The 12477-nt window shown below is 73.6% G+C and carries 10 protein-coding genes; 6 read left to right on the top strand and 4 right to left on the bottom strand.

Features of this window, described 5'->3' with window-relative positions; translation table 11 throughout:
* Positions 1–165: 165 nt before the first annotated feature.
* The gene (locus KME77_RS20470) at positions 166–804 is read right to left on the bottom strand and encodes a DUF998 domain-containing protein (protein WP_219470177.1); all 639 of its coding nucleotides are present in this window, start codon (positions 802–804) and stop codon (positions 166–168) included.
* 247 nt (positions 805–1051) lie between these two features.
* On the opposite strand from KME77_RS20470, the gene KME77_RS20475 reads away from it, so the two are divergent.
* The 5 genes from KME77_RS20475 (at position 1052) to KME77_RS20495 (ending at position 7733) form a co-directional block, all read left to right on the top strand.
* Positions 1052–2380, top strand: a complete 1329-nt coding sequence (locus tag KME77_RS20475; protein WP_219470178.1) for a M14 family zinc carboxypeptidase — start codon at positions 1052–1054, stop codon at positions 2378–2380.
* A 118-nt stretch (positions 2381–2498) separates the two neighbouring features.
* Complete coding sequence (locus KME77_RS20480) at positions 2499–3629, top strand: cucumopine synthase-related protein (protein WP_308250791.1); 1131 nt, start codon at positions 2499–2501, stop codon at positions 3627–3629.
* Positions 3626–4819 (top strand): NAD(P)/FAD-dependent oxidoreductase, encoded by a 1194-nt coding sequence (locus KME77_RS20485; protein WP_219470183.1) that lies wholly within the window; start codon positions 3626–3628, stop codon positions 4817–4819. Before KME77_RS20480 ends, KME77_RS20485 begins: the two co-directional genes overlap by 4 nt.
* Positions 4816–6078 carry a cytochrome P450 family protein gene (locus KME77_RS20490; RefSeq protein ID WP_219470185.1) on the top strand — a complete coding sequence of 421 codons (1263 nt, stop codon included), beginning with the start codon at positions 4816–4818 and terminating at the stop codon, positions 6076–6078. Before KME77_RS20485 ends, KME77_RS20490 begins: the two co-directional genes overlap by 4 nt.
* Entirely contained in the window at positions 6075–7733 is a 1659-nt protein-coding gene (locus KME77_RS20495) for a class I adenylate-forming enzyme family protein (RefSeq protein ID WP_219470187.1), read from the top strand. The genes KME77_RS20490 and KME77_RS20495 overlap by 4 nt, the downstream gene beginning before the upstream one ends.
* Here KME77_RS20495 and KME77_RS20500 read toward each other — a convergent pair.
* The gene (locus KME77_RS20500; RefSeq protein ID WP_219470190.1) at positions 7691–8680 is read right to left on the bottom strand and encodes a MerR family transcriptional regulator; all 990 of its coding nucleotides are present in this window, start codon (positions 8678–8680) and stop codon (positions 7691–7693) included. The genes KME77_RS20495 and KME77_RS20500 overlap by 43 nt on opposite strands.
* A 34-nt stretch (positions 8681–8714) precedes the next feature.
* The gene (locus KME77_RS20505) at positions 8715–10760 is read right to left on the bottom strand and encodes a spermine/spermidine synthase domain-containing protein (RefSeq protein WP_219470192.1); all 2046 of its coding nucleotides are present in this window, start codon (positions 10758–10760) and stop codon (positions 8715–8717) included.
* Positions 10761–10942: 182 nt separating this feature from the next.
* Here KME77_RS20505 and KME77_RS20510 point away from each other — a divergent pair, with 182 nt between their 5' ends.
* A complete protein-coding gene (locus KME77_RS20510) occupies positions 10943–12301 on the top strand; it encodes a S8 family peptidase (RefSeq protein WP_219470193.1) in 1359 nt (452 codons plus the stop codon).
* On the opposite strand, the gene KME77_RS20515 is transcribed toward KME77_RS20510, so the two are convergent.
* Positions 12294–12477: hypothetical protein (locus tag KME77_RS20515; RefSeq protein WP_219470195.1), on the bottom strand; the 184-nt coding region annotated here is incomplete at its 5' end. The genes KME77_RS20510 and KME77_RS20515 overlap by 8 nt on opposite strands.

The raw sequence follows: 12477 nt of genomic DNA on the forward strand, positions 1-12477 counted from the left end.
CCCCACCACCTGACGTTGGGCACCCGAGGCCGGCCCCCCTCACGCCACGCGTGCTCAAGGGGTGCCGGGACTCCCGGCGGAAGGCCGCCGCCCCCCCGAACGGGCGGAAAACCGCCGGGACTCCGGACCGACGGAAGGCCGTCGGGGTGCCAGTCGCGTGGAAGGTCACCGACCCTCCGAGCGGGTGGAAGGCGGTGGGTGCGCGTTGCCACGGGGCATCAGGTCCGCCGCGCCCAGCGCCGCCGCCCAGACGGCGATCGGATAGACGGCCAGCCGTTCCATGCCGCCCAGCCCGAGCCCGAAGAACTGCCCGCCGAGGAAGAGCCCCGTGGCGGCCGCCCCCACCGCTCCGGTCAGCAGGCTCCACGCGGCCCGGCGGGGGTCCTGGGCGCGCAGGCTCAGGCCGTACACGATCATGCCCAGGTTGCCGCACAGGAAGACCAGCACTGCTCCGGCCAGGTGGAGCGGCATGTTCTTGTTCTCCGGGCCCAGGCCGACCATGATCCAGCCGAGGCCGCCCAGCGCCACCATCGTGCGCCCGGCCCGCCCGCCCCGGCCGGGGGCGCCGGCGAGCAGCCCCGCGATCAGCAGCAGGCCCAGGGCGGCGAAGGAGAGGTTCATCAGCGTGTGGGCGGGTGAGCAGATCCGGGGCCCGCACGCGGTGTTGCCGAGGTCGCTCAGGTAGCGCTCCATCACCGGCTCGGAGCCGGCCCACCTCGCCCCCGCCACGGCCTCCACCACGAATATCTGCGCGCAGGCCAGCCACGCGGCACCCGCCACCCTGACGCGGACCAATGCCCTCACCCTGCCTCTGCTGATCTCGTGCGGTCATGAGGAAAGCCTGCCGGTCCGGGTGGGCGTGGCGGCATAGGCCGATCGACGGATCCGGGAGCCGGATCGCGGTCGCGGCTATGGCTTTCGGGGGATGCCGTCCGCGATCGGCCGGCCCCGCCGAGGCCGATCGCACCATGACCGGCCACGCTCCCCCTCACCGATAGCGGGGAGTCATGCCCCCATGTCGCAAATCGCATACCGTGCCCAGAATGAGGAGGTGATCGATGACCTGGATGCCATTCCGACCTTTGACCGATTCGCCACCGTGGACGAGGTGCACGCCACCCTCGCCCGCCTGGCGCAGTCCCATCCGGAGACGGCGTCGCTGCGCCGGATCGGCACCTCACGGCTGGGCGACCCCCTGCTCTGCCTGACCGTCGGCGTCGCGCCGCGCCACGCGATCGTGGCGGCCGGCCCGCACCCGAACGAGCCCATCGGCGGCCTGACGGTCACGCACCTGGCCACCCGGCTGTGCGAGAACCCTGAGATGCTGGCCGCCTCCGGCTACACCTGGCACCTGGTGGGCTGCCTGGACCCGGACGGCACCCGGCTGAACGAGGGCTGGTTCGCCGGCCCGTTCACCCGCTCGCACTACGGCAGGCACTTCTACCGGCCGGCCGCCGACGAGCAGGTCGAGTGGACGTTCCCGTTCGAGTACAAGCGGGCCTACTTCGACCGCGTCATCCCGGAGACGCTCGCGCTGATGCGGCTGATCGACGACACGCGCCCGGCGTTCCTCACCACCCTGCACAACGGCGAGACGGGCGGCGTCTTCTACTACCTCACCCGCGCCGAGCCCGCGCTGCAGGCCGAGCTGAAGGCCCTGCCCGGCCGGTACGGCGTGCCGCTGCACGCCGGCGAGCCGGAGCACCCGTCGGTCAAGCAGCTGGAGCAGGCCGTCTACCTGCCGCCGTCCGCCGAGGGCCTCTACGACTACATGGAGGCGCTCGGCGAGGACCCGACCGAGCACATCGGCGGCGCGGCGAGCGACTCCTACATCAGGAAGTACGGAACGCTGGGCATGATCGCCGAGATCCCGTACTGGACCGACACGTGGGCGGGCGACACGACGCCGGCCGGGCAGGGCTACGCCGAGGTGATCAGGGCGCACGCCGCCGAGATGCGCGCCACGGCCGACCTGCTGCGCGAGACGCTGACGGCGGTCACGCCGGACCTGGTGACCGACTCGCCGTTCCTGCGGGCCAGCCGCTCGTTCGTCGACGTGCTGGCCGGGATCGCCACCACGGACGAGCGGCGCGCCTCGGACGGCGACCGGATCGCGACCGTCGCGGAGATGGGCTGGTGCCACAACCGGGTCGAGAGCATGCGGCTGCGCTTCGGCGGCATCCTGCTGCGCGCGCTGGAGGCCGAGATGGCGGTGGGCAACGGCACGCCGACGATCCGGGAGCGGATCCGCGCGCTGGCCGGCCACTACACGGCCTGGACCGAGCAGGCCGAGTCGGAGTCGCAGGTCGAGACGATCCCGATCCGGCACCTGGTCGCGATCCAGTACGGAGCCGTGCTCGCGGGCGCCGCCCACGCTTAGCCGAACCCGCCATGACCAGCTTCAGGAACACATCGTATTGTTGTCGTTACTGAAGGTAGTTATATCGGGGGGTGTCATGAAATATGCGGAGATCACGTGGCCCGAGGTGGGGGTCACGGTGACAGCGGAACTCGACGAGCGCAACGCCGACCTGGCCCAGGGCCTGTGGGACGCGCTGCCGTACCGGAGCCTCCAGGGCCATGCGCTGGTGGCCGGCCATCATCTCTACCACGTCGCCCCCATCCATTCCCTGCTGCACCTGCCCGCCCCGTACCGCGTGGACCGGCGTACGGTGCCCGACGGCACGGTGTTCTGCTCGCGGCTGCAGCACCTCGGCATCAAGTACGGCGAGCTGACCGAGCCCATGCCCGCCACGCCCATCGGCCGGGTCGTCCCCGAGGACACCGACGCGCTCGTCGCGGCCGGCCACGCGGTGTGGGACGCCGTTTACACGACCAAGCGGCCGGTCATAGCCGAGGTCCGCCGCAAGGGCGAGCCCGGCGGCCACAGCCTGCCGCGGCTGCACGCGTCCGACCCGGCCGTGGACGGGCTGATCGGCGACCTGCACGCCGAGACCGAACGCATCTGGCTCCAGGCCCCGCCCGAGCTCGTGGACCTGCACGAAGGCCGCATCCCCTCCAGGGCGGGCAGCTTCGAGACGGTCATGACGACGCTGCTGTTCGTCAACGGCGAGACGCGGCCGCTGGGCTACAGCTGCTACGGCGGCCTGGTACGGGCGGCGCTCGACGGCATGCCGCTGGACTCGCTGCGGCAGATGGCCCGGCTCATGGCCGCGACGCCGGCGGAGTTCCTCGGCTACTGCGGGCTCGGCACGCTGTGGGCGTTCACCCGGCGGGTGCTCGACAGCCTGGACCGGGTCGGCGACCACGAGGACTTCGTGGCGCTGATGGCGCACATGGCGCTGTACGTGAACTGCCTGGGCGGATGGAACCTGCACCTGTTCCCGTGGCAGGCGGGCGACCACCTGCGCCGCGTCACCGACCCCTTGGACGCCACCACCGCCACCACCGCCACCACCGCCGCCGCCACCGCCACGGGCGGCGGAGGGGCGGAAAAGCCCACGAAGCCCACGAAGCCCACGAAGGCCGGGAAGTCCGGCCGCGCGGGCGCCGGGAAGCCCGGTCGCACAGGCGCGGGGAAGGCCGCCGGTCGCGCGGGAGCCGCCCACTCGCCGACGACCCTGCCCACGTCCTCCCCCGACGACCCGATCGCGCGGGAGCCGGCATGATGCCCGTTCCCACCCGCGCCGACGTCGTGGTCATCGGCGGCGGGGTGATCGGCCTGTCCGCCGCGTTCCACCTGGCCGAGGCGGGCGCCTCCACCGTGCTGCTGGAACGCGGCGCCCTGGGCTCGGGCGCCTCCCGCGCCACGGCCGACGTGGTGCGCGCCTACTTCGCCGGCAACCCGGTCAGCTCGGCGCTGGCCGTGCGGAGCCTGGCGGCCTACCACGCCTTCCCCGGCCTGCCGATGCGCCAGGTCGGCTACCTGGTGCTGTTCACCGAGCCGGGGCAGGTGGCGGCGTTCGAGGCGGACCTGCCCGCGCAGCGGGCGGCCGGGGTGGACGTCGAGCTGATCGACGCGGCGCGGGCCAGGCGGCTCAACCCGCTCATCGGCGGCGACCTGCCGCTGCTGGCCGCCGCCTGGTCGCCGCAGGCCTACATCTCGGACACGGCGGCGATCGTCAGCGGCTACGCGAGCGCCGCCGGCCGGGCGGGGGCGGTCCTGTTCACCGACTCCCCCGTCACCGCCCTGAACACCGCCACCGGGCGGGTGAAGACCCCCGGCGGCACGATCACGGCCGGGGCGATCGTCTGCGCGGCCGGCGCCTGGTCGGCCTCGATCGCCCGCTCGGCCGGGGTGAACCTGCCGCTCACGGAACCGGCCGTCCAGGAGCTGCTCACCACGGACCCGGTGGACGGCCTGCCCGGCATCCCGGTGACCCTGCACGCGGCCAGCGGCTTGCTGACCCGCCTGCGCGGCGACCGGCTGCTGATCGGCATGGGCTACCCGGGCCGCGACCCGGCCGCCTGGCGCGCCACGGTCGCCGACCGGCTCGCGGCCACGTACCCGTCGCTGGCGGGCGTCCGGCTGCACACGGCGGTCACGGGCGCGCGCGACTCCAGCCCGGACCGCACCGCCTTCATCGGCCACCTGCCGGGACCGGCCGCGTTCCTGTACGCGACCGGCTTCTCCGGCCACGGCCTGTGCAACGCGCCCGCGGCGGGCGAGCTGATCCGCGACCTGTACCTGGGCCACAACCCCGGCATGGACGTGACCCTCCTGGCCGCCACCCCGGAACGCGCCGCCATCCCGGAACGAGCCGCCATCCCGGAACGAGCCGCCGGCCCAGGAACCGGCAGACCGCCGGAAACAAACAGGGCACCAAGTGGCCCCCCGGAGCGGGTGGGGCGATCATGACCGACCTCAGACCCGCCATCCCCGCCCAGCCCGAACAGGCGATCACCGTCGTCGACCCGGCCCCGCGTGACGCGCACGCCGACTGCGCCCGCCTGCGGCGGATGGGCCCGCTCGTCCCGGTAGAGGTCGACGGCGTACGCGCCTGGACCACCACCCGCTACAGCACGCTGGAGACGATCCTGTCCCACCCGGGCCTGTCCCGCGACGTCCGGCACTGGGACCCCGAGGCGCTGGCCGCCATGCCCCCGGGCACGGCCGTGAACGAGATCGTCAGGGACACCTCCATGCTGAACGCGGAGGGCGAGCAGCACCGCCGCCTGCGCGGCCCGCTGGTGAAGGCGTTCACCCCGCGCCGGGTGCGCGAGCTGCGCCCCCGCGTCGAGGAGATCGCCGCCGGCCTGATCGACCGCATGGCCACGCTCGGCCCGGGGCCGGTCGACCTGCGGCGCGAGTTCGGCTACCCGCTGCCGCGCGAGGTGATCTCCGTCCTGATGGGCATCCCCGAGGAGCGGCGCGCCGAGCTGAACACGCTCACCGACATCCTGGCCAGGGTGGTCGAGGAGCCGGAGGACCGCAACGCCTCGCGGGCGGCCCTGCGCGCGCTGCTGGGCGAGATCATCGAGCTCAAGCGGCACGCCCCCGCCGACGACCTGATCACCGCGCTGATCGAGGCCGCCGAAGGGGAGGCCGACGAGAGCGGGCGGCTGAGCGAGGAGGAGCTGTTCGAGACCGTCGAGCTGATCTTCGTCGCCGGCCAGGTGACCACCGTCAACCTGCTCACCAACGCCGTCCACGCCCTGCTGCGGCACCCCGTCCAGCTCGCCCGGCTGCGTGACGGCACGCTGCCGTGGAGCGCGGCGGTGGAGGAGACGCTGCGCTGGGACTCGCCGCTGGCCTACTTCCCGATGCGGTACGTGATCGACGACGTGGAGATCGACGGCGTACGGCTGCGCAAGGGGGAGGCGGTCCTGGCCTGCTACACCGCGGCCGGCCGCGACCCGGCCCGGTACGGCCCGGCGGCCGGGCGGTTCGAGCCGGTCGCGGAGGCGCCGGTCCACCTGTCGTTCGGCCACGGCCCGCACTTCTGCCTGGGGGCGCAGCTCGCCCGGCTGGAGGGCGAGGTGGCGCTGTCGGCCCTGTTCGAGGCGTTCCCGGAGCTGCGGGCGGCCCAGCCGTCGCACGAGCTGCCGCCGCTGGGGACGGTCCTGGGCAACAGCGTCCGCTCGCTGCCGGTGCTGCTGGGAGAGCGGGCGCGATGACGGCACGACACGACCCGCCCGCGCGGAGCGGGGTGTGGGAGGCCGCGCGCGGCGGGTTGCGGATGGCCGGGGCCGGGGAGGCGCTGGTGTCCGAGCGGCTCCGGCTGAGCGGGAACGAGGTGCTGGCGGCGGTGTCAGCGGGCGCGTCCCGGCTGGTCGCCGAGGGGGTGCGGCCGGGCGAGCCGATCGGCTGCCTGTCCGGCGGGCAGCCGGAGACGATCGTGGCGCGGCTGGTGGCGCTGGCGCTCGGCTGCCCGTTCGTGCACCTGGTGCAGGGGGTGCCGGTGGAGGTCGCGGCCCGCACGATGCGGGCGCTGGGCGTATCGGCGCTGCTGTACGAGCCGTCCCGGGCCGGTGAGATGGATCCGCTGCTGGCCGCCCACCCGGCGCCGGTGCGGCGGCGGCTCGGCTGGACGGGCACGGACCTGTTCGCCGCGCCCCACCCCCCGCAAGGCCCGTCCGGCGAGCCGGGCCGGGCCGCCCCCGGAGTGCTGGGGTCGGTGGCGTTCACCAACGGCACGACCGGGGAGCGCAAGGCCGTCGCCTACAGCCGCCGGGCGGAGGAGGCGCAGCTCGCGGCCGCGCTGGCGGTGTGCGGGCATGGCCCGTGGCGGTTCCTGGTGCGTTCGGGGCACCACCTGCCGAACGAGCTCGCGCTGTGGACGCTGGCCACCGGCGGGACCGCCGTCCTGACCGACAACCGGGAGGACGGGCTGCCGGAGCTGGCGGTCCGGGAGGGGGTGACGCATTTCCTGGCGGGCCGGCCGTTCGAGTTCCACGCGCTGGAGGGCGAGCTGGAGGCGGGCCGGTTCCGGCTGGTCATGTACGGGGGCGCCCCGGCGGTGCCGTCGCACACGTGGCGGACGGCCGGGCGGCTGGGAGAGGTGCTGCTGCAGACGTACGGGCTGACGGAGGCGGGGTTCGTCACCGCTCTGACGCCCGCCGACCATCTGCGGCCCGACCTGCTGGCGTCGGTCGGCCGGCCGCTGCCGGGGGTGGAGGTGAGCGTCCGCGAGGGCGGCGGTGAGGTGCCGGCGGGTGAGGCCGGGGAGGTGTGGGTCCGCTCCCCTCAGGCGATGAGCGGATATGTCCGGCACCACGAAGCGCTCGGCGAGAGCCGCGACGCCTCACCGGGCGACCGGCACACCACCGACGCCCCACCGGACGAACGGCACGCCACCGACGCCCTGCCGGGCGGCCGACACACCGACGCGACCCCTGACGGCTGGGTGCGCACCGGGGACGTCGGCCGGATGGACGCCGCCGGCTACCTGTTCCTGCTCGACCGCGCCGAGAACCGCCTGCCCCACGGCGTCCACGCCCACCCCGTCGAGCACGTCCTGACCGGCCACCCGTCCGTCACCGACGCGGCCGTCTTCGCGCTGCCCGGCGGCCCCGCCGGCCCGGTGCTCGCGGCGGCGGTCGTCGCGCGGGACGGCGGCGCGACCCAGGAGTGCCTCAAGGCCCTGGTACGCCACTCACTCGGCGACCGGAGCGTGCCGGAGCATCTGTGGCTGGTCGGCGAGATCCCGCGCACCCGCGGCGGCAAACCGGACAAGGCCGCCCTCCGCGCCAGATACGCCGCCCCGGAGGCCCGGCCTGAGACGCGTCCTCAGCCGCCGGACGCCTCAAGGGCCGCGGCGAGCCATTCGTAGGGCACCGGAACCCCGTCGTCGCCCGCCGTCCCGTTGATGGTGGCCACCAGTGACAGGTATCTGCCGTGCGTCCCGGTGAACCGGTCCTCGTCCTCCGCCAGCGCCGTGTGGTGCAGCTCCTTGGCCACCAGGAGGTTGGCGGCCAGCCGGGGCCGCAGCTCGGCGAGGTCGTGCTGGCCGACGGCCTCGGCGGTCGAGGCCAGGAAACGGCCGGCGATGTCCCGGGCCCGCGGCGAGTCCACCGGCACCCCCGCCAGGCGCGCCGCCTGCGCCTCCTCCATGATCGCCGCCCGCTCGTCGATCGAGTCCAGCATCCGCGGGGAGGTCATGAGCCGCCCCTGGTCGTTGGAGTAGGTGTCGCGCAGGTGGTCGCGCACCGAGCGGCGGAAGCCGTCGTCGCGCATCAGGTCGGCCAGCTCGATCCAGGCCTCCAGCTGGCCGGTGGTGGGCTCGTCCGGCAGCCGGGGCCGCATCGCGCGCAGCCGCTCGACGAAGGCGGGGTGGACGTCGAGGCCGTCGCCGACCTCGTTCCAGAACTCGTCGACGAGCCGGTCCCGGTCGTCGTCGGACATCGACACCAGCTTGTGCATGAGGCTCACCTGCTCGGCCTCGGTGTGCTGCCGCACGATGGTCCGCAGGACGGCCCGCCTGGCCCGCAAGCCGCGCGCCTGGCGCTCGACCAGCGCGAGGTGCGCCGTGGCGAGGTCGCGCAGCGTCGTCTCGCCGGCCACGAGCCGGCGGATGTCGTCCAGGCTCGCGTCCAGCTCGCGCAGGGTGCGGACGAGCTCCAGCCTGGCGATGGCGTGGACGTCGTAGAGCCGGTACCCGGCGCCGGTGTGGCCGGTGGGCGCGATGATCCCGGCGTCGGAGTAGAACCTGACGGCGCTGACGCTTAGGCCGGTGCGGCGCGCCACGTCGCCGATGGGGTACAGCTTGTCGTCGTCCACGCCGCCCACTATGGGGTCTCAAGCGGGTCGAGACTCAACCCGCTGACACGGCGGCCCCCTTGCGCGGCAGCAGCACGAAGGCCCCGAGGTAGAGCAGCCCCGCCACGATCAGCAGCCCCTTGTAGCCGATCACCAGCGCCAGGTACTCCAGGCAGCCGCCCACCATGGCCCCCAGCAGGTTCGCCCCGAAGGACGTGGTCGCGTCCGCCGAGTCGGAGAAGCGTTTGGCGAACACCACGTTGGCCGCGAAGATCGGCAGGAAGGCGACGGTGACCGCGGCCACCGCGCGCAGCGGCAACGGCAGCGACAGCAGCCACGAGTTCGGCACCAGCCAGGCCAGCAGCAGGCCGGCCAGCAGCACCGCGTACATGACCGGCAGCGGCGGCGTCCGGAAGCGGCGGGTGACCTCGACGGCGGCGAGGACGGCGACGAGCACCCCGGCGAACACGATGGCGTTGACCACCCACGTGGTGCCGAACAGCAGCGCGAACCCGGTCACGCTCTTGGTCTCCAGCAGCAGGAAGCCCACCCCGAGCAGGAACAGGTCCGCGTACGGCCGCATCCGCCGGTAGGGGCCGGCGACCACCCGCACGGCCAGCAGGCTGACCGCGAGGATCAGGCCGAGCGTGATGAGGTACAGCGACGGGATGGAGCCGTCCTTCAGGTAGAGGAAGGGCCGGTCGTCGCCCGACGGCGCGGGGGTGCCCGCCGCGGCTCCGGGCCACTCGGCCCCGCACCGCTGCGCGGACGCGGTGGCCCCGGCGGTGATCACGGCCTGCTGTCCGGCGGTGCTGACCACGTCCACGCACGGCTTGTGCCCGAACGCGGCCTGCACGGTGGAGGCCAGGCGGTCCACCAGCCAGCTCTCGCGGTAGTAGTTGTACATCGAGAAGGTGCCGGTGGGCTTGAGGTGCGCCCGCGCGGCCTGCATGGCCTCCTCGGTGAACAGGTAGCTCTCCAGCCGCAGCGAGCTGGCGCCGGACACCAGCGTGAGCGAGTCCGGCAGGGCGAACAGGATCAGGTCGTACCTGTTGGAGGTGCGTTCCAGGAAGGCGCGGCCGTCGGTGACGTGCGTGGTCACCCGTGGGTCGCTGTAGGGCTTGTCGGGGTGCAGGGAGCCGCCGAGCTCGCGCAGTTTGGGGTCGATCTCGACGGCGTCGACGTGGGCGGCGCCCTTGGACAGGGCGATGGCCACGTCGGTGCCGCTGCCCGCGCCGACGATGAGCACGTCCTTGGGCGGTGTGGTGGCCCGCTCGTACGGCAGGCCGTACTGGCGCTCCCACTGGAGCCGGGCGGCGGCCGGGACGGCCTGCTGGTGCGGGATGCCGTTGACGGAGATGTCGGTGACGGGCACGCCGAGCTGCTGGAACTGCTTGTAGGTGACCTTGTAGTACGGCGACCAGAACGCTCCGGCCGACAGCGTCTCGGCCAGCAGCACCGCCACCACGGCCAGGGACGGGACGGTGACCAGCCCGAGGTAGAGGACCCGCGGCCGGGGCACGAGCAGCAGCCCGTACGCGAGCGCCGCGATGATCCCCCAGAAGACGGGCGGCGCGCTCAGGAACGACAGCGCGGTGAACACCGCGATCCCGGTCAGGCTGCCGATCAGGTCGTAGCGGTAGGCCTCCAGGCGCGACAGCTCGGGGAAGCAGCGCCCGACCAGCTCGGCCGGCCCCATCAGCACGAGCGCCGCCGCGCAGAAGATCACCGGCAGGATCAGCCAGGCGGGCGGGCCGCTGGTCTGCAGGCTGGTCCAGTACAGGACGCCCTCGGTGTTGCGGTCGACGGTCACGGGGAAGGTCTGCACGACGAAGACCAGGCCGAACAGGATGACCGGGGAGTAGAACGGCTGCCGCTTGGCGCGTCCGACGCGCAGGAACCCCAGGCCGATGCCGAGGAACGAGCCGAGCAGCACGAAGTTGGTGAAGTAGCTGAGGTGCACGATGTTGGAGCCGGTCCAGCGGATCAGCGCCAGCTCCAGGAAGAGCATGAACGCGCTGGCGAGGACGAGCCTCGGCCGTACCGCCAGCCAGTGGCCGCTGTCCTCGCCTGCGACCGCCTTCTGAGCCTGGAGCGTCATGCGCCCCAACGCTAGTGAACGGACCGGCGGTGCGGAAGCCGGGGCCCCGGACGAATGCCGTCCCCCTGGCGTAGTTTGCGGTGTTTTAGCAGGTCACGCGGCATAAGAGACACTGGACGCGCAGGACCTGATGAAGGAATGTTGTGGGGTTCATTTCCCTCCGAACGTTCCGGTGGTGACTCATGCGAGTCCTGATCCAGCTGCGCCCCTCCCCCGATCTGGTCGCGGCCGTCGCCGACCCCGGCCGGACCGCCACCACGGCCGACGTCGCCGACGGCCTGCCGGGGGTCGAGCTCGACACTGCCTTCACGCCCGTGGCCGTCCCCCGGCCCGTGCCCCCAGCGGGCGGCGACCCCCTGTCGCTCAACCAGCCGCTCGACTTCTCGCTGGCCGCCGACGACGCCTCGGTGCTGGTGCGCGGCACGATCTCCGACGACGAGCTGACGGCGCGCGTGTCCCTGCTGCCCACGCTGCGGCCCGACATCGTCGGCATCTACGCCGACCCGGTCGTCCAGTCGTCGCTCACCTGCGGCGGCGATCCCCCGGTCGGCGACTGGCACGACGTCGAGCGGCTGCTGAACGTGCCCGGCCTGCACGCCGAGGGCTACGACGGCGCGGGCGTGGCCCTGGCCGTGCTCGACACCGGGATCAACGTTGCGCACGTGGCCAGGCAGCTCGGCCGGGGCGTGACCCTGGACGCGGGGCGGAGCTGGCTGCCCGCGGGGGTGGACGGGCGGCCCGGGGAGTTCGAGGTGGACCACGGGACGATGTGCGGGTTCGACACGCTCATCGCCGCGCCGCAGGCCTCGCTGATCGACATCCCGGTGCTGCGCTCCACCCGTCCGGGCGGCTCGGCGCTCGACGGGCTGCTGTCGGACGCGGTGGCCGCGTTCGCGCACCTGCGCACGGTCCTGGAGGCGCAGCCGGAGCGGACGAGGTCGCTGGTGATCAGCAACTCGTGGGGGTCGTTCTCCCCCGAGTGGGACTTCCCGGTCGGCCATCCGGGCAACTACTCCGACAACACGGCGCACCCGTTCAACCTGATGGTGGCCAGCCTCGACAGCGTGGGCGCGGACGTGCTGTTCGCGGCGGGCAACTGCGGCGCCGAGTGCAGGGACGGCCGGTGCGCCTACCCGAACCGGCCCATCGCCGGCGCGAACTCCCACCCCAAGGCCCTGTCGATCGGCGGCGTGGACGTCAACGGCGAGCGGGTCGGCTACTCCTCGCAGGGCCCGGGCAGGCTGACCGCCCGCAAGCCCGACTTCTGCGCCTACACGCACTTCGCCGGGTCCAGGGCGTTCGGCGACGGCGCGCCGGACTCGGGCACCTCGGCCGCGACACCGGTCGCCGCCGGGCTGGTCGCCGCGATCCGCAGCCGCTGGCCGGTCTCCAAGCTGACACCGGCGCAGCTGCGCGCCCTGCTGCGGCGCACCGGCGAGGACCGCAGCGAGGTGGGCTTCGACTACGACTACGGGTACGGGATCGTCGACACGGCCGGCGTCATCGCCGCGCTCCAGCGCCGGGCGAAGAACCTCACCTGACCCTTCCAAGATCCTCGAAGAGCTCGCCGCCCGGCGGGCGGCCCCCGCAGAATGTCGGCGTATCGCAGGACTTCCGGACGGGGCAGTCGATGATCAGGCGTTTGATACAGGTCGTGAGTGCCGTGGCGGCGCTGGCGGCGGGCACGACCCTGGCCGCGCCCGCCGCCACGGCGGCC

This window comes from Nonomuraea rhizosphaerae, from assembly GCF_019396405.1.
GTDB classification, from domain to species: domain Bacteria; phylum Actinomycetota; class Actinomycetes; order Streptosporangiales; family Streptosporangiaceae; genus Nonomuraea; species Nonomuraea rhizosphaerae.

What these genes read in the sequence shown, in the direction of transcription:
- KME77_RS20490 (WP_219470185.1), top strand. Translation starts at nt 4,816, where the DNA reads ATGACCGACCTCAGACCCGCCATCCCCGCCCAGCCCGAACAGGCGATC.
- KME77_RS20485 (WP_219470183.1), top strand. Translation starts at nt 3,626, where the DNA reads ATGATGCCCGTTCCCACCCGCGCCGACGTCGTGGTCATCGGCGGCGGG.
- KME77_RS20510 (WP_219470193.1), top strand. Translation starts at nt 10,943, where the DNA reads ATGCGAGTCCTGATCCAGCTGCGCCCCTCCCCCGATCTGGTCGCGGCC.
- KME77_RS20505 (WP_219470192.1), bottom strand. Translation starts at nt 10,760, where the DNA reads ATGACGCTCCAGGCTCAGAAGGCGGTCGCAGGCGAGGACAGCGGCCAC.
- KME77_RS20495 (WP_219470187.1), top strand. Translation starts at nt 6,075, where the DNA reads ATGACGGCACGACACGACCCGCCCGCGCGGAGCGGGGTGTGGGAGGCC.